The sequence below is a fragment of the Streptomyces sp. AF1A genome (genome assembly GCF_047340315.1).
Classification (GTDB): Bacteria; Actinomycetota; Actinomycetes; order Streptomycetales; family Streptomycetaceae; genus Streptomyces.
The window spans coordinates 1-21,206 of sequence record NZ_JBLEBI010000046.1 but is presented as its reverse complement, the minus strand read 5'-3'; the positions used below and the strand labels follow the sequence as shown (position 1 = coordinate 21,206).

The 21,206-nt window shown below is 69.8% G+C and carries 15 protein-coding genes; 6 read left to right on the top strand and 9 right to left on the bottom strand.

Features of this window, described 5'->3' with window-relative positions; genetic code table 11:
* Nucleotides 1-64: 64 nt before the first annotated feature.
* Nucleotides 65-2,458 carry a hypothetical protein gene (locus ACLU3S_RS15875; protein WP_413952493.1) on the bottom strand — a complete coding sequence of 798 codons (2,394 nt, stop codon included), beginning with the start codon at nucleotides 2,456-2,458 and terminating at the stop codon, nucleotides 65-67.
* A gap of 204 nt (nucleotides 2,459-2,662) precedes the next feature.
* Between ACLU3S_RS15875 and ACLU3S_RS15870 the strand changes: the two genes are divergently transcribed.
* Nucleotides 2,663-3,199, top strand: a complete 537-nt coding sequence (locus ACLU3S_RS15870; protein ID WP_413952492.1) for a hypothetical protein — start codon at nucleotides 2,663-2,665, stop codon at nucleotides 3,197-3,199.
* Nucleotides 3,200-3,347: 148 nt separating this feature from the next.
* Here ACLU3S_RS15870 and ACLU3S_RS15865 read toward each other — a convergent pair whose 3' ends face one another.
* From ACLU3S_RS15865 to ACLU3S_RS15835, 7 genes are all read right to left on the bottom strand, one after another.
* Complete coding sequence (locus tag ACLU3S_RS15865; RefSeq protein WP_413952491.1) at nucleotides 3,348-4,481, bottom strand: ABC transporter ATP-binding protein; 1,134 nt, start codon at nucleotides 4,479-4,481, stop codon at nucleotides 3,348-3,350.
* 19 nt (nucleotides 4,482-4,500) lie between these two features.
* Nucleotides 4,501-5,565 carry an ABC transporter ATP-binding protein gene (locus ACLU3S_RS15860; protein WP_413952490.1) on the bottom strand — a complete coding sequence of 355 codons (1,065 nt, stop codon included), beginning with the start codon at nucleotides 5,563-5,565 and terminating at the stop codon, nucleotides 4,501-4,503.
* A gap of 10 nt (nucleotides 5,566-5,575) precedes the next feature.
* Nucleotides 5,576-6,556, bottom strand: a complete 981-nt coding sequence (locus ACLU3S_RS15855; RefSeq protein WP_413952489.1) for an ABC transporter permease — start codon at nucleotides 6,554-6,556, stop codon at nucleotides 5,576-5,578.
* Between the two features lie 89 nt (nucleotides 6,557-6,645).
* A complete protein-coding gene (locus ACLU3S_RS15850; protein ID WP_413952488.1) occupies nucleotides 6,646-8,454 on the bottom strand; it encodes an ABC transporter substrate-binding protein in 1,809 nt (602 codons plus the stop codon).
* 117 nt (nucleotides 8,455-8,571) lie between these two features.
* On the bottom strand, nucleotides 8,572-9,606 hold the full coding sequence (locus ACLU3S_RS15845) for an ABC transporter permease (RefSeq protein WP_413952487.1): 1,035 nt from the start codon (nucleotides 9,604-9,606) through the stop codon (nucleotides 8,572-8,574).
* A 565-nt stretch (nucleotides 9,607-10,171) separates the two neighbouring features.
* Nucleotides 10,172-12,079: a translational GTPase TypA gene (gene typA, locus ACLU3S_RS15840; protein WP_413952486.1), complete on the bottom strand. Its 1,908-nt coding sequence runs from the start codon at nucleotides 12,077-12,079 to the stop codon at nucleotides 10,172-10,174.
* A 138-nt stretch (nucleotides 12,080-12,217) separates the two neighbouring features.
* Nucleotides 12,218-14,383, bottom strand: a complete 2,166-nt coding sequence (locus ACLU3S_RS15835; RefSeq protein ID WP_413952485.1) for an ABC transporter family substrate-binding protein — start codon at nucleotides 14,381-14,383, stop codon at nucleotides 12,218-12,220.
* Between the two features lie 288 nt (nucleotides 14,384-14,671).
* Here ACLU3S_RS15835 and ACLU3S_RS15830 point away from each other — a divergent pair, with 288 nt between their 5' ends.
* From ACLU3S_RS15830 to ACLU3S_RS15815, 4 genes are read left to right on the top strand one after another with little or no spacing between them, the layout of a single operon-like run.
* Nucleotides 14,672-14,962 (top strand): hypothetical protein, encoded by a 291-nt coding sequence (locus tag ACLU3S_RS15830; RefSeq protein WP_413952484.1) that lies wholly within the window; start codon nucleotides 14,672-14,674, stop codon nucleotides 14,960-14,962.
* A 28-nt stretch (nucleotides 14,963-14,990) separates the two neighbouring features.
* Nucleotides 14,991-15,812: a hypothetical protein gene (locus ACLU3S_RS15825; RefSeq protein WP_413952483.1), complete on the top strand. Its 822-nt coding sequence runs from the start codon at nucleotides 14,991-14,993 to the stop codon at nucleotides 15,810-15,812.
* Entirely contained in the window at nucleotides 15,812-17,743 is a 1,932-nt protein-coding gene (locus tag ACLU3S_RS15820) for a fumarate reductase/succinate dehydrogenase flavoprotein subunit (RefSeq protein WP_413952482.1), read from the top strand. The genes ACLU3S_RS15825 and ACLU3S_RS15820 overlap by 1 nt, the downstream gene beginning before the upstream one ends.
* Nucleotides 17,740-18,510: a succinate dehydrogenase/fumarate reductase iron-sulfur subunit gene (locus tag ACLU3S_RS15815; RefSeq protein ID WP_413952481.1), complete on the top strand. Its 771-nt coding sequence runs from the start codon at nucleotides 17,740-17,742 to the stop codon at nucleotides 18,508-18,510. The genes ACLU3S_RS15820 and ACLU3S_RS15815 overlap by 4 nt, the downstream gene beginning before the upstream one ends.
* Nucleotides 18,511-18,562: 52 nt before the next feature.
* Here ACLU3S_RS15815 and ACLU3S_RS15810 read toward each other — a convergent pair whose 3' ends face one another.
* A complete protein-coding gene (locus ACLU3S_RS15810; protein WP_413952480.1) occupies nucleotides 18,563-19,789 on the bottom strand; it encodes a hypothetical protein in 1,227 nt (408 codons plus the stop codon).
* Nucleotides 19,790-19,869: 80 nt separating this feature from the next.
* Here ACLU3S_RS15810 and ACLU3S_RS15805 point away from each other — a divergent pair.
* Nucleotides 19,870-21,206 (top strand): hypothetical protein (locus ACLU3S_RS15805; protein WP_413952479.1); only part of this gene is annotated, 1,337 nt, incomplete at its 3' end.

Sequence of the window (21,206 nt, the reverse complement as noted above, 5' to 3'; positions counted from 1 at the left end):
CGCCCTTCTCCTTCCGGCCGGGAAGGAGAAGGGCGCCGCGGTGACGACGACCTGACGCGAGCGGTCAGTGCTGCGTGGGCCGGCGCCGCTTCACCCGGACCAGGACGAAGCCGGCGGCCAGCAGCACCGCCGCGGCCGCGGCGGCCAGTCCGATCTGGGTGCCGGTGTCGGCGAGGCCGCCCCCGTCACCGCCGTCGCCCCGGGGCGGGGTGGTGGCAGGCGGGCTCCGGTGGCCGGGGCTGCTCGGCGCCGGGCTGCCCGGGGTGTGCGTCGGCGGCGGGGTCGGCCTGCCCGAGGGGGTCGGCGTCGGGCTGGGCGGGGTCGTACCGCCGTGGTCGCCCTTGGCCGCGCCGTTGCCGCCGAAGTAGCCGGTGTAGGTGCTGCGATAGCCGGTCTCCTCGCGCAGGGACCGCTTGGTGGTCGTGTCCAGCGACGGGTGCTCGACGGTGAAGCGGGCCTTGCTGATCTTCTTCTCCGGCTGCTTGGAGAAGTCGACGCCGCCCACGCCCTGGTTGTAGACCTTGCCGCCGTAGCGGAGTTCGAACCAGTCGATGCCCTCACGCAGGGACTTCATGTACTTGTCGTACGTGTCCTGCTTGGTCCAGTTCTGGTTCGGGGCGCGCAGCGGCCAGCGGCTGACGTTGTTGCTGTTGATGACCGGCCGGAAGTCGGTGGCCTTCCTCGCGTCCTGCTGGCGGATGAACTCGGCGGCCACGCGGGACTTGTAGACGCGGCGCAGGTCGGCGTACCCGGCGCCGGTGTTGACCTCCTTGTCGACGCGCGGGATCACGAACTGGCGCAGCAGGGCCTCGCTGGCCCGCTTCTCCGGTGCGGTGAGGTCGCAGACGCGGGCGCCGGGCGGGTGGTACTTGACGTCCATCCACTCGGTGGAGACCTTCAGCGGGGCGTCGAGGATGTAGATGCCGCCGTCCTGCTCGCGGACCTTCGCCGGCTCGGGCTCGATCCACAGCCGTACGGAGGGGAAGCAGGGCGTGCCGTCGCGCCGCGGGGCGGTGTCCCAGAACTTCTTCGCGTCCGGGTTCTTGTTCGGGTTCATGGCGTGCGCGAAGTCGGCCTTCATCGCGAAGTCGGACTCCAGCAGGACCCGGCCGGCATCCGTCTTCGCGAACGTCGAGTCCATGATCTTGTCGGGCTGGTCCGGGTTGAGGTTCACCCAGAACTTGTCCGGTGTGAGCGCGAGCCAGGTGAACATGGCGTCTGAGGCGAGCTGGAGCTTGGCCTGGCCGCCGTAGCCGGGGTCGGTGTTTTCGTCGTCCACGTAGTCGGCCTTGAACGAGTAGTCCAGGGCCTTTCCCTTGACGGGGTTGCCGACGTACTGGAGTTCCAGGGTGGTGAAGTCGACGCCGCCGGGGCCGCGGCCGAGCGCGGAGCGGGTGTTGACGGCCTGGTACTCGCGCTGGATGGCCTTCGCCTCGGCCGGGGTCTTCCCGGAGCCGAACGCGAGGTCGTCGATGGGGCCGGCCGACCCCTGCCTGGGGTTGGGGTTCATCACGTCGTACGTCCTGCTGTACTTCGTGGTGGGGTAGACGCCCTGGCCGGTGGCGTTGCGCTGGTAGATGCGGACCGGGTTGCCGGTGGTGCCGCGCTCGGCCTGCAGCTCCCGGTTCAGCCGGCCGTACTTGTCGACGGTGCCCTTGCTGGCCTTCTCACCGCCGTAGACGACGAGCTTGCTCTTGGTGAAGTCGTGGGTGGCGTCCTTGTGGCGCAGGACGATGTTGTCGGCGCGGTACTGCTCCGGCCGGTACTTCGCGGTGGACTTGAACTCGCCGAAGTCGGCCTTCGTCCGCTGGTTGTACGTGTCGTACTTCCGGCGGGCGATGACCTTGCCGTCCTTGTCCCTGATCTCGACCGTGACCTCGCACAGCCAGTCCGGGCCGATCAGGTTGAAGTCGCGGACGGTCTTGGCCTCGAAGGACGCACCCTTGCGGTTGTTCTTCTGGTTGAGGATGAGCCGGTTCTGCAGCCACTTGCCCCAGCCGATGTTCGGGTTCTTCGCGGTGGCCTTGAACCGGCCGTAGCGGGCGTAGATGGCCCGCTTCATGTCGTCCGGGTCCTTGGACTTTTCGTACTCGGCGTCCCACTTCCTGATGTCGGCGTCCGTGTCGCCGGCCTCGGAGAGATCGCCGGGGCTGGGGGCGGGAAGGTTGTCCCAGCCCTTGAAGGCGTTGTCGTAGAAGTACTGTCCGGGCGGGCCGTCGTAGACCTCCTCGAACTGGCCGCCGCCGACGGGCGCGCCGGAGTTCGGCGGCGTCGTGGCGTACCTCTTGCCGAGGTGGTACTCGTCGCAGCGCTTGCCGCCGACGATGTGCGCGGTGTCGCCGGGTGCGGCGTGGGCGAGGGTGGGCGGCAGCCCGACCAGCATCATCCCGGCCGCTGAGGCGACCGCGAACGCGGTCGCCAGCCGGCTCCTCAGCCGGACTTTGATGGGTGTGCTCAATGTCTGTCCCGGGCGGGGGGCACAGGGGACGGGGTCGGTGGGCGGGGATAGGGCCCCCGTGACATGTCCCCGCCCACTTCGCCACCCACACTAGAACCACAGCCAACGCACAGCGCAACGGTTTACGGCCGTTCGGCGCGTCAACTCACAAATGTTTCACGGGTGTTGATCGTCGGCCGGGACGGTTCGCTACGGTGGCCCACCATGACCACCTCCGCACATCACGGCATGGACCCGACCCGCCACCCCGAGCTCCTCGCCTGGCTGGCCGAGCGCCGGGAGGCGTTCTCCGCGTGGGCCGGGCAGATGGGCGCCGCCGACCGCCTCGACTTCGGCGCCGGCTCCCTGGACGTGCTGGAAGCCCGTCTGCGCGCCGTCTTCGGCTCGGACGCCGAGGTGCGCGCCCGGCGGCTCGACCCGTTCGTGCAGGGTGCCGTCTGGTATCTGGGCGAGGTGATCTGCCGTACCAGGGGCATGGTGTGGAAGTACGAGCGGGACGTCGACCTGCCCGCCGACGCCCCGATGCCTCGCCTGTTCGCGCCGCAGGCGCCGTCCGGCGTCCTCGACACCCCCTGTGTGGCCCTCCCGGCGGACGGCCCCGACCGGGCCCTGTACCCGCTGAACATCCTGTGCCGGGCCCTCATTGCCCGGGACGAGATGGGCCGGCCGGTGGACGAACACCTTGCCGATGCCCTCGCCGACGACTATCTGGACCACGAGTCCGACGCCGGCGAGGAGTGAGCGCACAGCCGGGAACCGACGCGATGTGCCGTCGCTCGACTGCGACTGCCGCCGCGGCCGGTCGCGGCCGCGACGGCAGTCGCACAGGGATACGGCCCCGCGCCCCCGCGTGGCGCTGCCGGACCGCGGTCGTTGTCGCCCGGCCCGCTCAGCCGGCCTTCCCCGCCTCCCCCTCCTCCTCCAGCGCCGCCAGCGCCGGGTCCAGGATGATGTCCTCGTCCCGGGCCTCGGTCGTCGGCTCCTCCGGGAAGTGGCAGGCCGTCAGATGGCCGTCGCGGTTGCCCGGGATCCGGACCAGCGGCGGCTCCTCGGCCGCGCACTTGTCCTGCGCCTTCCAGCAGCGGGTGCGGAAGCGGCAGCCCGAGGGCGGGGAGATGGGCGAGGGCACGTCGCCGGCCAGGCGGATGCGCTCACGGCCGCCCGCCTCGTCGGCCTCGAGGTTGACCTCGGGGACGGCGGAGAGCAGGGCGTGCGTGTAGGGGTGGCGCGGGCGGGTGTAGATGGATGCGCGGTCGCCCACCTCGATGATCTTGCCGAGGTACATCACCGCCACGCGCTGCGAGAAGTGCCGCACCACCGCCAGGTCGTGGGCGATGAAGACGAACGCGATGCCCAGGTCCTTCTGCACCTGCTGCAGGAGGTTCACGACCTGAGCCTGGATGGAGACGTCCAGCGCGGAGACCGGCTCGTCCGCGACGATCAGCTTGGGCTCCAGGGCCAGGGCGCGGGCCACGCCGATGCGCTGGCGCTGGCCGCCGGAGAACTCGTGCGGGAAGCGGTTGTAGTGCTCCGGGTTGAGACCGACGATCTCCAGCAGCTCACGCACGCGCTTCTCGCGGCCGCCGGGCGGGGTGATGCCGTTGATCTCCATCGGACCGGAGATGATCTTGCCGACCGTCTGCCGCGGGTTCAGCGACGAGTACGGGTCCTGGAAGATCATCTGGATCTCGGAGCGGATCGGCGCCAGCTCCCTGCGGCTCGCACGGCTGATGTCCTGGCCGCGGTAGGTGATCGTGCCGTCCGTCGGCTCCAGCAGGCGCGTGATCAGCCGGCCCGTGGTCGACTTGCCGCAGCCCGACTCGCCGACCAGGCCGAAGCTCTCGCCGGCGTGCACGGTCAGGTCGATGCCGTCCACGGCCTGGACCTGGCCGATGGTGCGGCGGATCGGGAAGCCGCCCTTGACCGGGAAGTGCTTGGTCAGCCCCGAGACCTGAAGCAGCGGTTCCCCGTCCGCGCCGGTGCTCTTCTCACGCGGGGCCGGGAGGACCAGGTCCTCTGTCATGACGGTGTCCTCCTATGACCTAGCCCAGTCGGGGCTTGATCTCCTCGATGAAGATGGTCCGCTTCTGGTCGGCGGTCAGATGGCAGGCCGACGCCCGGTCGGGGGCCAGCAGGGGGCGCTCGTTCACACAGCGGCCCGCGCCCTCCACCCGGTCCCGGAAGGTGCAGCGAGGGTGGAAGCGGCAGCCGGACGGCGGGTTGAGCAGCGAGGGCGGGGCGCCCGGGATCGGGGACAGCTGAGCGGCGGGGTCGGAGTCGAGGCGCGGCATCGAGTTCAGCAGGCCCCAGGTGTACGGGTGCTGCGGCGAGCGCAGCACCTGGTCGGTCGTGCCCCGCTCCACCGCGCTGCCCGCGTACATCACCATGATGTCGTCGGCCATGTCGGCGATCACCCCCAGGTCGTGGGTGATGAAGACGATGCCCGAACCGAACTCCTGCTGCAGGTCCTTGAGCAAGTCCAGGATCTGCGCCTGCACGGTCACGTCGAGGGCCGTGGTCGGCTCGTCGGCGATCAGCAGGTCGGGGTCGCAGACCAGCGCCATCGCGATCATCGCGCGCTGGCGCATGCCGCCCGAGAACTGGTGCGGGTAGTCCTTCGCCCGCTGCCGCGGGTTGGGGATGCCGACCTTGCCGAGCATCTCGACGGCCCGCTCCCAGGCCTCCTTCTTGGAGGCGCCGTTGTGCTTCATGTACGGCTCGGCGATCTGCCGGCCGACCGTGTAGTACGGGGAGAGCGCGGTGAGCGGGTCCTGGAAGATCATGGCGACCTTGTTGCCGCGCAGCTTCTCCAGCTCCGACTCGCGGGCCGTCGTCAGCTCCTGCCCGTCCAGCAGGATCTCGCCCTCGACGGTGGTGAACATGGGGTTGTGCAGACCGAGGATGGTCAGGTTCGTCACCGACTTGCCCGAGCCGGACTCGCCCACGATGCCGAGGGTTCTGCCGCGCTCCAGGTCGAAGGAGAGCCCGTCCACGGCCCGTACGATGCCGTCCTCGGTCTTGAAGCTGACGTGCAGGTCCCGCACCGAGAGCAGGGGACCGGTGCCGGCCGGGTTCGGAGCACCGGCCTCCTTGGTCAGAGTGGTCACGACAGTGCTCCTAGGACAGCCGCACGCGCGGGTCGATGAAGGCGTACGCGGCGTCGACGACGATGTTGAACAGCAGGATCATGGTGGCGGAGAACAGCATCACGCCGAGCAGCAGCGGCAGGTCGCTGAAGAAGACCGACTGGACCGCGAGTTGACCGAGGCCCGGCAGTCCGAAGGTCGTCTCCGTGATGATGGCGCCGCCGAAGAGGGAGCCGAGGTCGATGCCGAAGATCGTGACGATCGGGATCAGCGAGCCGCGCCAGGCGTAGCGGAAGAAGACGTACCGCCGGGACATGCCCTTGGCCCGGGCCGTGCGGACGTGCTCCTCCTGGAGCTGTTCGATCATCGAGGACCGCGCCATACGGGTGTACTGAGCGGCGAAGATCGTGGACAGGATCACCCAGGGGATGATCAGGCCGGCGAACCAGGTGGCGGGGTCGTGGGTGAACTCGTTGTACGCCGGCTTGTCGAACCAGTGCGTCTGGTAGACGAGGATCGCCAGGGCCAGCGGGCCGAGGAAGTAGATCTGCAGCGAGCTGACGACCATGGCGCCCGCGGTGGCCGCCTTGTCGATCAGCGTGCCGCGCCGCCAGGCGGCGAGCAGGCCGGTGCCGAGACCGATGAAGAGGAAGCACACGGCCGCGCCCACGGTGAGCGAGACGGTGGTGGGCAGGCGGTCCATCAGCGTGCCCCAGACCTGCTCGTTGGTGTGGTACGAGTAGCCGAAGCACGGGGCCGGGCACGGTCCCTGGGCGAACTGGCTGCTGCCCATGACGAGGTTGTGCAGGAAGATCCAATACTGCTCGGTGATGGGTTTGTCCAGGCCGAGCACATGATGGATGTTCGCGATGCTGTCCGGGTTGCAGGTCTTGCCGCACATCAGCAGCGCCGGGTCCCGGGGCACCCCGAAGAACAGCACGAACGTGACGATGCTCAGCAGGAACAGAATGACGACGGCACCGATGATCCGGCGGACGAGGAAGCGCAGCATGACAGGTGGCAGCTCTCAGACGTCAGCGGTCCGGGCGGTACCCGGCGCGCCCGCTCGGTGGGGGCGCGCCGGGTACCGGCAGGGGACGGTTACTTGATGTAGAGGCGACGCGGGTCGATGCCACCGATCACGTCGTCGTAGACCAGGCCGCCGACCTTGGAGCCGGCGATCTGGACCTGCTTGTAGTACGCGGTCGGGACGACGTTGACGACGTCCTTGACGATGTACTGGTCGAGCTTCTCCCACGCGGCCGCGGACTTGACCGGGTCGGTGATCGTGTTGATCCGGTCGATCTCGCTGTTGATCTTCGGGTCGTTGACCTGCGAGTAGTTCTGCGCACCGTCGGCGATCACGCGCCCGTCGTACAGCGGCGGGATCACGGTGGAGGCGGACGGCCAGTCGGCGCCCCACGCGGTGTGGAAGATGTCGTAGTTGTTGTTCAGCTTGGAGACCTGGTCGTAGTAGGTCTCGGCCGGGATCTCCTGGCGCTGGACGTTGAAGCCGGCCTTCGACAGGCCCGCCGCCATGGCGGTGGAGTACTGCTGGCCCTCGGGGGTGTTGATGTAGCCGAAGGTCAGCTTCATGCCGAGCTTGCCGGCCTTCTTCAGCAGGGCCTTGGCCTTGGCCGGGTCACCGGCGGGGTTCTTCTTCTTGCCCCACGGGTCGAAGGAGGGGTCGTAGCCGGAGACGGTCGGGGAGAGCAGGCCGCCGGCGACCTCCATGGCGTCGGTGCCGCCGTAGGCGCGCACGAACGGGGTGACCGGCAGGGCGTAGGCGATGGCCTCGCGGACCGTCTTGTCCTTCATGGCCGGGTGGCTCAGGTTGATGTTCATCTGGCCGACGTACGGCTGGTAGCCGGAGACCGTGCGGGACTTCATCTTCGGGTCGCGCAGCACCTGGGAGAGGTTGCCCGCGTCGACCTGGTTGTTGAAACTGACGCCGGCCTGGTCGGCGCCGCTGTCGGCGAGGAGCGACTTGGTGGACGTCTCGAACTGCTGGTTGAACGTGATGTTGAACTGATCCACGTACTGGTGGCGGATCGGGTCCGTCTTCGGGTCCCAGTTGGGGTTCTTGACCAGCACCATCGACTTGCCGGACTTGAACGACTGGATCTTGTACGGCCCGGTCACCACCGGGTTCTTGTCGTACTTCTCCTTGGTGTCGCCCTTCTTGGAGACCACCGCGTAGCCCGCCATCGCCAGCGCGTAGGGCAGGTCGGGGTGCGGCTTCTTGAAGTGGAAGACGATGGTCTTGTCGTCCGGGGTCGACAGGACGGAGTCGGGCAGGTGCTTGCCCTTGTACGGCCCGCCCGGGAGCAGCTTGCGGTAGGTGGCGCCGGGGGTGTCGGCGAGCCACTGCTGGAGGTAGGTCGGGCCCTGGTTGATGAACGGCGCGAAGAGCCGCTCGACGCTCCAGCGGATGTCCTGGGACGTGATCGGCGAGCCGTCCTGGAACTTGACGCCGTCCTTGAGCGTGTACTTCCAGGTCTTGCCGCCGTCGGTGGTGGTGCCGGAGTCGGTGGCGAGGTCGCCGACCACCTCGTGCTCGTGGCCGTCGTTGCCCGTGGCCTTGTAGCCGGTCAGGCCGCGGTGGATCAGGTTCGCGAGGGAGCCCTCGTCGGAGACGTAGATCTGCGCCGGGTCCAGGTGCGCGTAGCTGTCGCGCTGCAGCACCTCCATGGTGCCGCCGGACTTGGCGCCGGGCACGGCGGGCGCCGGGCCGGTGGAGTCGGCCGCGCCGCCGAACTTGATGGACGCCTGCTGCTGTTTCGCGTCCTGCTGGTCCTTCTTGCCGTTGGTGCCGCTGTCGCTGCCGCCCTTGCTGCAACCGGTGAGCACAAGAGCTCCGGCCGCGAGCACGGAGAGTGCGCCGTATGCGTGGCGTCCGCCCCTACTCATCACGAAGATTCCCACCCATCTGTGTGTCACCAGTGCGTTGTGTGTGTCACCAGTGCGAAGAGGACTGCTGGTCGTGCAGTGAACTGCCGTGAGGTGCAGTGGATTTGCTGTTTTCGGTCAGCGCGCGGTCTTGGGATCGAACGCGTCCCTGACCGAGTCCCCGAGCAGGTTGAACGCGACGATGAAGATGACCATCGATACGCCCGGGAAGAACATGTAGGTGATGTCGTTCTGCATCACCAGTTCGGTGGACGCCTTGGCGAACATCTGTCCCCAGTCCGGCGTCGGTTCGACGATGCCCACGCCCAGGTAGGACAGGCCGGCCTCGGCCGTCACGAAGCCGGGCAGCAGGTAGGTCGCCTGCACCAGCAGCGGTGTGACGACGTTCGGCAGGAGCTCCTTGCGGATGATGCGCCACGGCGAGGCCCCGCTGACCTTGGCCGCCTCGATGAACTCCCGCTCGCGCAAGGAGAGTGCGGTGCCGCGCAGGATGCGGCCGAGGCCCATCCAGCCCAGGAACCACTGGACGAGGATCAGCGCGACCACCCGGACGTAGGTCGGTGTCTCGTCGCGCGGGCTGACGAACAGTGAGACCACGACCGGCATGCTCGCGATGAAGAACAGCTGGGCGGGGAAGGCCAGCAGGAAGTCGATGACGCGGCCGATGAAGTAGTCCGTCCTGCCGCCGAGATAGCCGGCCGCGACACCGAGCAGGATGCCGGTGACGACGACCGCGATGGTGACGGCGACCGAGATCATCAGCGAGGTGCGGATGCCGTAGATCAGCTTGGTGAAGACGTCGTAGCCGTTGCCGGGCTCCAGGCCGAACCAGAACTGGCTGCTGATACCGCCGTTGGGCTGCACCGGCACGCCGGCGCTGTCGAAGAGTTCCGGGCGCTCGTCCGCGTACACCGTGTACGGGTTCTTCCCGTACAGCTTGGCGATCAGCGGGGCGAGCGCGGCGATCAGGAAGAAGAAGCCCACGACGTAGGCCGAGATCACGCCGGTGCGGTCGCGCTTGAAGCGCATCCACATCAGCTGGCCGGGAGACCGGCCTTCGAGCTTGACGGCTTCGTCCTTCGCCTCCGGCCCTGGTTCGCCGTCGACGACGACTGAAGTTCCGCCGCCCTCAATGTCGATAGGACTTGTCACGGTTCGTCCGTTTCACAGGTATGAGTGTGAGTGGTTGCCCGGGTACTCCGAGAACGCGCGTATCCGCAGCCGGACGCGCGTAGTTCTACAGCCGAATCACACCGCTGGAAGCGACGAACTGACCCACCTGGTGTTTGTGGCACCGCGCATGGGGGTTCCTCCTCATGACTCCACGTGTTCACCAACAAAGAGGGATCCCGGCCGTCCTCCGACACCCCTGACGGAAGATCAGGCACCCCTCGGTGCTCGCGAGTCGTCACGCTGTCCCCACAGCGCGTGACCCATTGACCCGAGCGCTACGCGGCTAACTATCTGCCATGAGCCAGGTGGCGACCACTGTCTTTAAATCTCAATTCAGTCACAGCTGGCGGCTAGAACTTCCAAAAACTGGACAAACTGTTCGACGGGAGAAGGCCGCGAAACGGACGTGTTACATGGGTATCGGTCTGGGATCTCCGCATTACGGACAACCGTCCCGTGAAATCGATCATCGACGGCCGGAAAACGGGTTGCGAAAAGCCCGGGCTCCCCCATGCTGGGAAGCCCGGGCTCAAGTGCCTTCGGATCAGCCGTGCTTGGCGCGGCTCGCGGCGCGGGCCCGCTCGCGCTGGTCGAGCACGACCTTGCGGATGCGAACGGCCTCCGGGGTCACCTCGACGCACTCGTCGTCGCGGCAGAACTCCAGCGACTGCTCCAGCGACAGCTTGCGCGGCGGCACGATCGACTCGGCCACGTCGGCCGTCGAGGACCGCATGTTGGTGAGCTTCTTCTCCTTGGTGATGTTGACGTCCATGTCGTCGGAGCGGGAGTTCTCACCGACGATCATGCCCTCGTACACCTCGGTGCCCGGCTCCACGAACAGCACGCCGCGCTCCTGAAGGTTCGTCATCGCGAAGGCGGTGACCGCACCGGAGCGGTCGGCGACCAGCGAGCCGTTGTTGCGGGTCTGCAGCGTGCCGAACCAGGGCTCGAAGCCCTCGTGGATCGAGTGGCCGATGCCCGTGCCGCGGGTCTGGGTGAGGAACTCGGTGCGGAAGCCGATCAGGCCGCGGGAGGGGACGACGAACTCCATGCGGACCCAGCCGGAGCCGTGGTTGGACATGTTGTCCATCCGGCCCTTGCGCACCCCCATGAGCTGCGTGACGGCGCCCATGTGCTCCTCGGGCACGTCGATGGTCATGCGCTCGACCGGCTCGTAGACCTTGCCGTCGACCTCCTTGGTGACCACCTGCGGCTTGCCGACGGTCAGCTCGTAGCCCTCGCGGCGCATGGTCTCGACGAGGATGGCCAGCGCCAGCTCGCCGCGGCCCTGCACCTCCCAGGCGTCGGGGCGCTCGGTGTCCAGCACGCGCAGCGAGACGTTGCCGATCAGCTCCCGGTCGAGGCGGTCCTTGACCTGCCGGGCGGTGACCTTGCGGTCCTTCACGGCCGCCTTGGCGTCGGCGCCCTTGCCGGTGCCGCCGCGGCCGACCAGCGGGGAGGTGTTGGTGCCGATGGTCATGGAGATCGCCGGCTCGTCGACCGTGATCAGCGGCAGCGGGACCGGGTTCTCCGGGTCGGCCAGCGTCTCGCCGATCATGATGTCCGGGATGCCGGCGACGGCGCAGATGTCGCCCGGGCCGGCCTTCTCGGCGGGCTTGCGGGTGAGCGCCTCGGTCATCATCAGCTCGGAGATCCGCACGTTGTGCACGGAGCCGTCGCGCTTGATCCACGCCACAGTCTGGCCCTTGCGCAGCTCGCCCTGCTCCACGCGAAGCAGCGCGATACGGCCGAGGAAGTTGTCCGCGTCGAGGTTGGTGACGTGGGCCTGGAGCGGGGCCTCCGCGTCGTAGGTGGGGGCCGGGATGTGCTCCAGGATGGTGGAGAAGAACGGCTCCAGGCTGTCGGAGTCCGACGGGACCGTGCCGTCCTGCGGCTTGGTCAGCGAGGCGATGCCGTCGCGGCCGCAGGCGTAGACGATCGGGAACTCGATCTGCTCCTCGTCGGCGTCCAGGTCCAGGAAGAGGTCGTAGGTCTCGTTGACGACCTCGTCGATCCGGGCGTCGGGGCGGTCCGTCTTGTTGATGCACAGGATGACGGGCAGGCGGGCCTGCAGCGCCTTGCGCAGCACGAAGCGGGTCTGCGGCAGCGGGCCCTCGGAGGCGTCCACCAGCAGCACCACGCCGTCGACCATCGACAGGCCGCGCTCGACCTCGCCGCCGAAGTCGGCGTGGCCGGGGGTGTCGATGATGTTGATGGTGATCGGGTCCCCGCCGTCCTTCGGGTGGTACTTGACCGCCGTGTTCTTGGCGAGGATCGTGATGCCCTTCTCACGCTCCAGGTCGTTCGAGTCCATGACCCGGTCGTCCACCTGGTCGAGCTGGTGGGCGGCGAACGCGCCGGCCTGCTTCAGCATGCCGTCGACGATGGTGGTCTTGCCGTGGTCGACGTGGGCGACGATGGCGACGTTGCGGATGTCGTGGCGCGTGGCCATAGGTTGCCGTACTCCCGGAGTGTGAGGATTGCCCTGCGCCTACGTCTGTGGGGCGGGCCCTGCCGGGCTGGACACGCCACGGCCTCACCCCATGGTACGTGGCCGCCGCGGCAGCGGTGCCCCGGGCCGTCCTCGCGCTCACTTGGTGGGGCTCGGCGAGACCTTCGCCCCCTTCTTCAGGAAGCCCATGTCCTCGTAGACCGGCGTCTGGAAACCGAAGGCCCCGGCGTTGACCAGGTTCTTCCGGGTGCCCACCAGCTGCGGGCGCTGGTAGAGGGGGATCGAGCCGGCGGCGGCCCAGATGCGGGAGTCGGCCTTCTTGATCAGGTCCCGCTCCTCGCCCTCGTCCAGCGTGGCCGCGGCCTGGTCGAAGAGCTGGTCGACCTGGTCGGTGCCGACCCGCGAGTAGTTCTGCTCGATGTTGATGGAGCCGTCGGCCGCCGGGACCGGCTTGGCGTAGATCGGGCGGGCGTCCGTCGCGGGGAAGGCGGAGGCAGGCCAGGAGTACAGGGCGAGGTCGAAGTCGCCGGCCGCGACGTGGTCCTTGAAGTAGCTGTCGTTCGGGACCTTGGTGATCGTCGCGCGGATGCCGATCTTGTCGAGCATCGCGGTGATCCGCTCGGCGACCGCGTTCAGGGTCTCGGAGCCGGGCCCGGAGGGCAGCACGAAGCGGAGGTCGAGGGCCTTGCCGTTCTTGGCCAGCAGGGCGGCCTTCGCGCCGGCCGGGGCGGCCGTGCCCTTGGGGGCGTACGCGCCGGCCGCGCCGCCGTGCCGGCCCTCCTGCGCGAGGTGCCGGCCGCCCTCGTCGCCCCGCTCCGCGGCCGACTCCTGCTGCGTGCCCTTGTCGTCCTCGCCGACGATGTACTCCCCGTCCTTACCGCCCTCCGACTTGTCTTCCTTGTCTTCCTTGTCCTCCTTGCCGCTCTCCGGGCCGGCCGCCTTCTGCGGCTTCTTCTCCTGCCTGATCGGGCCGCCGGGCACCCAGCCGGCGTCGGCGAGCAGTGCCAGCGCCTCCTTGGTGTCCTGGCTGCCGAGGGCGCCGCTGTCGTCGGCGTAGGCGGGCTGCCCGGGCAGGGCGAGGTGGCTGCCGACCGGCACGGCGGGCAGCCCCACCGGGGTGAGCACCAGCTTGGCCAGCTCCTGGCGGTCCAGGGCGCGGGCGACGGCCCGGCGGACCCGGTCGTCGGCGAGCGGGCCCGTGGAGCCGTTCAGGGCGAGCTGGGTGTAGGCGGGCTCCAGCGACTTGCGGACCTCGAAGTCCTCCAGGGCCTGCTGCTGGTCCAGGTACCGGGTGACGGCCTTGCGCAGCTTCTCCTGGCCGGCCTTGACGTCGTCGGAGTCGAGGCCGTGGGCCAGCGCCCAGGAGCGCAGCTTCTTCGCGGAGGTCTTCCCGGCCCCCTGCAGCGGGGCCCCGGCGCCCTTCTCGCGCGCCGCGAGCTGGATCCGCTCGGCGTCGCCCGGGTCGATGTCGGCGAGGTCCAGACTGCCGTCGGCGAGCGCGGCCACCCGCTTGTCGTGGGGCACGGCGTGCAGCACGATCTCGTTCAGCTTGGCGGGCCTGCCCCACCAGCGGGGGTTGCGGGTGAGGACGACGTTCTTGGCGGCGGTGTCGACCTTGTCGACCTTGAAGGGCCCCGCGGTGACCGTCAGCTTGCGGCGGGCGCCGTCGTTGAAGGCGTCCGGAGTGCCCGTGACGTCCTTCGGGTACAGCGGGGAGAACAGCGACTTCCAGTCGGCGTAGGGGCGGGAGAAGGTGACCCGGACCTGGAGGTCGTTGGCGCCGCGTTCGATCTTCTCGATGCGGTCGTAGCCCGCGTTGCGCGCAGTCCAGTAGGAGCTGTCCTTGCCGGACAGGGCCCGCCACTGGGAGACGAAGTCGGCGGCGCCGATCTCCCGGCCGTCGCTCCAGACGGCCTGCTGGTTCAGCTTGTACAGCACGACCTGGCGCGGCTCGGTCTCGATGACCTTCGCCGACTCCAGATAGGCCGGGTTCGCCACCGGGCGGCCGCTCGCGTCGAGCCGGAACATCGACGGCAGGACGGCCTGGGCGATCCGGGTGGTGCCGGCGTCGGCGTCGGCCTGGTACGTGTTCAGGGTCTCCGGGAGGGCGTCCACGGCCCACTTCAGCGTGCCGCCGTCGGCGACCTTGTCGCGGGCCACCAGGTCGATGTCCTGCCCGGCGAGGAGCTTGGGGGCCCCGTCGTCGGAGCTGCAGCCGGCGAGCAGCGGCACCGCGAGCGCGCCCGCGGTGAGGAAGGCGGCCGAGCGCAGGACCGCGCGCAGGCCGGCGCCGTGGTGGGACATCTCTGCTACCTCCGGGAAGCCGCGGGGCGTTATGATCACGTTTGGCGGTATTTGGAGCTGATCAGATCTATGCGGCTACTGAAGAGGAAAGGATCCAGCGACAGCGAGCGACACGGCGACAACGGACGGTAAGCCACCCGTGCGGCGCAAACACACCGGGATTTGCACCCGCACGCCTGTCCAATCGATGCAGATCCCTTCACAGCACCAGGTGTGACGCGCAACACTCGCAGGCGCATGAACGTTGCCGCCCAGGGCCCGCAGGACCCACGGAAGTGAGGGCAAGTCATGTCCGTGCACGACGACCTGACCACAGTCCAGCGCAGCCTCGACGACCTCTACCGGTCGCTGGGACGGCTGGAGAAGCAACTCGGCAGCGGCGGCCTCGAGATGCGCCGGGTCCGGACGGACGCCGACCATCTTCGGGAGAGCGTGGCGCTGCTGCGTGAGACGGCCACCACCCCGGCGGCCACGAGCCGGCCCGAACTCGTCACCATCTCCGACACCCCGTACGACATCAGCCTGTGGACGGACTCGGACGACGAGGGCCTGGGCGCCCGCGACCGGCACGCCCCCTGAACCGCCCCCGACCGACCGGAGTCATCCATTGGCCACTGGTACGGAACCCCAACAGAACAGCGGCGTCGTACGCACTGGTGCGCGCGCCGCGATCACCGCCCCGCACCTGCGGACCGACCGCTGGTGGCTGGCCCCCGCCGTCACCGCGGCCGGTCTGCTGGCCTTCGTCGTCTACTCGACCTGGCGGGCCTTCGCGAACGCGGACTACTACGCGGCACCGTACGTCTCGCCGTTCTATTCGCCCTGCCTGGCGGAGAACTGCAGAACCATGCACGCCGGGCCGAACTGGGACCTCTTCGGGAGCTGGTGGGGCATCTCGCCCGCGATCATCATCCTGATCTTCCCGCTCGGCTTCCGGCTGACCTGCTACTACTACCGCAAGGCGTACTACCGCAGCTTCTGGGCGTCCCCGCCCGCCTGCGCGGTGGCCGAGCCGCACGCGAAGTACACCGGTGAGACCCGCTTCCCGCTGATCCTGCAGAACGTCCACCGGTACTTCTTCTACGCGGCGCTGCTGGTCGCCGCCGTGCTGACCTACGACACCGTGCTCGCCTTCCGGGACACGCACTACCGCTGGGGTCACATGGGGCTCGGCACCCTGGTGTTCCTGGCCAACATCGTGCTGATCTGGGCCTACACCATCTCCTGCCACTCCTGCCGGCACATCGTCGGCGGCAAGCTCAAACACTTCTCCAAACACCCCGTGCGCTACAAGGCGTGGCAGTTCGTCGGCCGGCTCAACGCCCGGCACATGCAGCTCGCGTGGGCCTCGCTGCTGAGCGTGGCGCTGGCCGACTTCTACGTCTATCTGGTCGCGTCCGGTGTCTTCGACGATCCGAGGTTTTTCTGATGTCCGTGGTGGACCGGCAGGAGTGGGACGTCGTCGTGGTCGGTGCCGGCGGCGCCGGGCTGCGCGCCGCGATCGAGGCACGGGAGCGGGGCGCCCGTACGGCCGTGATCTGCAAGTCGCTGTTCGGCAAGGCGCACACCGTGATGGCCGAGGGCGGCATCGCGGCGGCGATGGCGAACGCCAACGAGCACGACAACTGGCAGGTGCACTTCCGCGACACCATGCGCGGCGGCAAGTTCCTCAACCAGTGGCGGATGGCCGAGCTGCACGCGCAGGAGGCCCCGGACCGGGTGTGGGAGCTGGAGACCTGGGGCGCGCTGTTCGACCGCACCAAGGACGGACGGATCTCGCAGCGCAACTTCGGCGGCCACGAGTACCCGCGCCTGGCCCACGTCGGCGACCGCACCGGCCTGGAGCTGATCCGCACGCTCCAGCAGAAGATCGTCGCCCTGCAGCAGGAGGACTTCAAGGAGACCGGGGACTACGAGTCCCGCCTGAAGGTCTTCCAGGAGTGCACGGTGACCAGGATCCTGAAGGACGGCGATCGCGTCTCGGGCGTCTTCGCCTACGAGCGCGAGACCGGCCGCTTCTTCGTCCTGGAGGCCCCCGCCGTGGTCCTCGCGACCGGCGGCATCGGCAAGTCCTTCAAGGTCACGTCCAACTCCTGGGAGTACACCGGTGACGGGCACGCGCTCGCGCTGCTGGCCGGGGCGCCGCTGGTGAACATGGAGTTCGTGCAGTTCCACCCGACGGGCATGGTCTGGCCGCCGTCGGTGAAGGGCATCCTCGTCACCGAGTCGGTGCGCGGCGACGGCGGGGTCCTGCGCAACTCCGAGGGCAAGCGGTTCATGTTCGACTACGTTCCGGACGTCTTCAAGGAGAAGTACGCCGAGTCGGAGGAGGAGGCCGACCGGTGGTACGAGGACCCGGAGAACAACCGGCGGCCCCCCGAGCTGCTCCCCCGCGACGAGGTGGCACGCGCGATCAACGCCGAGGTGAAGGCCGGCCGGGGCTCGCCGCACGGCGGGGTCTTCCTGGACGTGTCCACCCGGATGCCGGCCGAGGTCATCCGGCGCCGGCTGCCCTCCATGTACCACCAGTTCAAGGAGCTGGCGGACGTCGACATCACGGCGGAGGCGATGGAGGTCGGGCCGACCTGTCACTACGTGATGGGCGGCATCGCCGTCGACTCGGACACGGCGGCGGCGCGCGGCGTGCCGGGCCTGTACGCGGCCGGTGAGGTGGCGGGCGGCATGCACGGCTCCAACCGGCTCGGCGGGAACTCCCTGTCCGACCTGCTGGTCTTCGGGCGGCGCGCCGGCTGGCACGCGGCGGAGTACGCGCAGGGGCTCGCCGACGGGCGGTCGCCGGTCCACGACGCCGAGGTCAACACGGCGGCGGCGGAGGCGCTGCGGCCCTTCTCCGCGGAGACCGAGGGCGAGGCGGGCCCGCCGGAGAACCCGTACACCCTGCACCAGGAGCTGCAGCAGACCATGAACGACCTGGTCGGCATCATCCGCCGCGAGGGCGAGATGGAGCAGGCCCTGCAGAGGCTCGCCGACCTGCGGGTCCGCGCCCGCCGGGCCGGGGTCGAGGGCCACCGCCAGTTCAACCCGGGCTGGCACCTCGCGCTGGACCTGAGGAACATGCTGCTGGTCAGCGAGTGCGTGGCGCGGGCCGCGCTGGAGCGGACCGAGTCGCGCGGCGGACACACCCGCGAGGACCACCCGACGATGGACCGCCGGTGGCGCAACGTCAACCTGCTGTGCAGGCTCGCCGACCCCACGGGCGGGCTGGCGGCGACCGATCCCGCCCGCGGCCAGATCCGGCTGGCCCGCGAGAACACCGAACCCATCCGCCCCGACCTGCTCGCCCTCTTCGAGAAGGAGGAGCTGGTCAAGTACCTCGCCGAAGAGGAGCTGTACGAATGAGCAGCTACGAGGCCCGCTTCAAGGTGTGGCGGGGCGACGAGCAGGGCGGCGGCCTCGAGGACTTCAAGGTCGAGGTCAACGACGGCGAGGTGGTCCTGGACATCGTCCACCGCCTGCAGGCGACGCAGGCGCCGGACCTGGCCGTGCGCTGGAACTGCAAGGCGGGCAAGTGCGGTTCGTGCTCGGCCGAGATCAACGGGCGCCCGCGCCTGATGTGCATGACCCGCATGTCGGTCTTCGACCGGGAAGAGACCATCACGATCACTCCGCTGCGCGCCTTCCCGGTGATCCGGGACCTGGTGACGGACGTCGGCTTCAACTACCAGAAGGCCAGGGAGGTGCCCGCGTTCGTGCCGCCGGCCGGCCTGGGCCCGGGTGAGTACCGCATGTTCCAGGAGGACGTGGACCGGTCGCAGGAGTTCCGCAAGTGCATCGAGTGCTTCCTGTGCCAGAACACCTGCCATGTCGTCCGCGACCACGAGGAGAACAAGGCGGTGTTCGCGGGACCGCGCTACCTGATGCGCATCGCAGAGCTGGACATGCACCCCCTGGACGCGGCCGCCGAGACGGGCCTGGACCGCAAGCGCACCGCCCAGGACGAGCACGGCCTCGGCTACTGCAACATCACCAAGTGCTGCACGGAGGTGTGCCCCGAGGGCATCAGGATCACGGACAACGCCCTGATCCCGCTGAAGGAGCGGGCGGTCGACCGCAAGTACGACCCGCTCGTGTGGCTGGGCGCGAAGATCAGGCGGCGTTCCTCGTAGCGCAACCGCCGGGGCGCCGGGCCGGCATGCGCGGGCCCGGCCCCGGCTCCGGTCACCGGACCCAGTCCTCGGAATAGGCCCGCCAGTCCGCGTCCGTCGCGGCGAAGTCCACGTACAGGGCGACGCCGAAGCGGGCGCGTCCGGCGTCGGTACGGGACAGCCCCAGCCGGACGCCCCGGACGGCGGCCGGGACGGTCTCCGCGTGGGCCCAGTGGCCGAACCGGTTCTCGTGGTAGAACGGCAGGCCCATCAGCAGGTCGGTGGTGTCGGGCGTGACCTCCAGGGCGAGGCTGGTCTGCTCGGCCACATAGCCGCCGTACAGGCTCTGCAGCGGCTGCATGGTGTCGTACGACATGACGGCGATCTGGTCGACGCGACGGGCCACCTGTCCGAAGTAGGCCTGCGACCACCACTTGGGGTGACCGGTGGTCGCGCCCCAGAACGAGTGGAACGCGGGCAGCGGGTCGATCTGGTGGGCGGCGACCGAGAGCAGGGCGTGCCGCGCGTGGGTGACGGTCCGCAGGTCGTCCAGCAGGGACAGGTAGTCGCGGTCGCCGGAGTGGAGGGGCTCCAGGTCGAAGTGGACGCCCTCGAAGCCGGCGGCGAGGACGCGGCGGGTGGTGGCGACGATCGCCGTACGCGTGGCGGACCGCTCCAGGTGCAGCCCGTCGGGGCTCTCGGTGGCCAGCTTGTCACCGAGCCAGGCCTGCACCCGGACGCCGGGCAGCTCCCGGTGCACGGCCCGGATCAGCCAACCGGCCCTGGGATACGCCGACTCGGGCAGCGTGCCGTCGTCCTCCAGCGGCCCGGAGTGCACGTACAGATCCCGCACGCCGGTGTCGCGCAGCCGCCGGGCCAGCGCCGCCACGTCCTTGTCCGTCTTGCGGCCGTCCACCCAGGCGTGCCCCAGCCAGAGGGCGTCCTGGTGCCGGGTGCGCGTACCGCCGGCCGGATCGCCGGTGTACTCGAGACGCAGGGCGGTCTCGGCGACGAGAAGCGGGAGGAGGAGCAGGCCGAGCACGACGAGAGCGCGACGGACGTACCGCCGGGTGCGGGTGACCGGGGTCCGGCGGCGGGGCCTCCACCCGCGCGACACGGCACGTGCGGGGCCGTCCGCCTGGGCCGCGCCCTCGCCCGTGGGAACGGCTGCGTTCGCCGCGCCTTCTTCTTCCGCCCGGCCGACGGCCGGCGCCGCCCCTTCGCCCGTGGGAGCGCCTGTCTGCGCCGCTCTCTCGGGCGCGCGGCGCTCCGGCTGTGCGTCCGGTGTCTGCTCGCCCATTCCGTCTCCCTGTCCGCCTGGTCCCCCACCCGTATCCACCCGGCTCGCGAAGCGGCCTACCGGCCCATACGCTCCGAAATGTGACGTCCTCCCTCATCCGGGGCCGGCCCCGGCGCCCCAAGGCGCACATACGGGTGCGAGTGGCGCATGCCGTGCTGGGTGCCCTGGTCGGGGCCGGGTGGCTGGTACTGCCGGTGATGACGGCCGGCGTCCAAGATCCGGTTCCCGCCGCCCCCACCGGGCCGGTGGCGAGCGCGCAGGCCCCACCGCAGGACGAGACGTCCACGACCGACCTGATCCTGCCGCTCGTCGCCGGCCTCGCGGCCGTGGCGCTGGCCGGCTACAGCTACCTGCGCCGCACGCGACGCGCCCGGACCCGCACGACCCCGGGCACCGGTTCGGCGCACTCGCCCGCCCCCGCCCTCGCCGACTCCGAACGCGAGGCCCGGGCCGCCCTGGTGCTCGCCGACGACTGCGTGCGGACCAGTCGCGAGGAACTCTCCTTCGTTCAGGGGAGGTTCGGGGACGCGGAGACCGCACCCTTCGTGCACGCCCTGGCGGCCGCCGAAACCGAGTTGGCGGCCGCCTTCGCGATGTGGCGGCGGTACGGGCAGGGGGTGCCCGAGGACCCGGCCGCGCGGCGGCAGGCGCTGGTCGGCGTGGTCGGCCGGTGCGCGGAGGCCGGACGGCGGCTGGACGCGGAGGCTCCCGCCCTGGACCGGTTGCGCGGGCTGGAAGGGCCAGGGTTGGACACGGCGCTGGAGGCGGCCGAGGCGCGGTTCCGGGAGCTGGCGGCACGGACGGTGACCGCGCAGGGCACCCTGGCGGCACTCCACGAGCGGTACGCGCCCTCGGCGACGGACACGGTCACCGGGTACGTCGAACAGGCAAAGGACCGCCTGGTGTTCGCCACCGCCCGGCTCAACGAGGCCCGCCGGGCGGCCGACGCGGGCGACGGCCGGCGGGCCGCCCGTCAACTGCGCGCGGGCGAGGGAGCCGTGGCACAGGCGCAGGTCCTGGTGGACGGTGTGGAGAGGCTCGCCGCGCAGCTGCGGGAGGCGGCGGCCCTGGTCCCCGCCGCACTGACCGGCGGGGAGGCGGAGATCGCCGTGGCCCGGCGCGGGGGTGCGCGCACGTTCCTGACCACCGGCGAGCTGAACGCCCGGTTGGCCCACGCGGACGGCGTGCTGGCCGCGGTGCGGGAGGAGCTGATCCGCGGTCCGTACGACCCGCTCGACGCCCTGCGCCGGATCACGCGGGCCGTGGTCCGACTGGACGTGGGCCCGTCGGGCGTCATGGGCACCGCTGCCCTGCTCGTCGCCCGCAGCACGGTCCCGGCCGCGGAGGACTTCATCGCCACGCACCGCGCCGCGGTGGGCCCAGAGGCCCGGGCGCGGCTCGCGGAGGCGGTACGGAC

Bases quoted from the DNA above. Each gene is read 5' to 3' on its own strand.
- ACLU3S_RS15815 (WP_413952481.1), top strand. From the start codon at position 17,740: ATGAGCAGCTACGAGGCCCGCTTCAAGGTGTGGCGGGGCGACGAGCAG.
- typA (WP_413952486.1), bottom strand. From the start codon at position 12,079: ATGGCCACGCGCCACGACATCCGCAACGTCGCCATCGTCGCCCACGTC.
- ACLU3S_RS15865 (WP_413952491.1), bottom strand. From the start codon at position 4,481: ATGACAGAGGACCTGGTCCTCCCGGCCCCGCGTGAGAAGAGCACCGGC.
- ACLU3S_RS15870 (WP_413952492.1), top strand. From the start codon at position 2,663: ATGACCACCTCCGCACATCACGGCATGGACCCGACCCGCCACCCCGAG.
- ACLU3S_RS15855 (WP_413952489.1), bottom strand. From the start codon at position 6,556: ATGCTGCGCTTCCTCGTCCGCCGGATCATCGGTGCCGTCGTCATTCTG.
- ACLU3S_RS15820 (WP_413952482.1), top strand. From the start codon at position 15,812: ATGTCCGTGGTGGACCGGCAGGAGTGGGACGTCGTCGTGGTCGGTGCC.
- ACLU3S_RS15835 (WP_413952485.1), bottom strand. From the start codon at position 14,383: ATGTCCCACCACGGCGCCGGCCTGCGCGCGGTCCTGCGCTCGGCCGCC.
- ACLU3S_RS15850 (WP_413952488.1), bottom strand. From the start codon at position 8,454: ATGAGTAGGGGCGGACGCCACGCATACGGCGCACTCTCCGTGCTCGCG.
- ACLU3S_RS15810 (WP_413952480.1), bottom strand. From the start codon at position 19,789: ATGGGCGAGCAGACACCGGACGCACAGCCGGAGCGCCGCGCGCCCGAG.
- ACLU3S_RS15830 (WP_413952484.1), top strand. From the start codon at position 14,672: ATGTCCGTGCACGACGACCTGACCACAGTCCAGCGCAGCCTCGACGAC.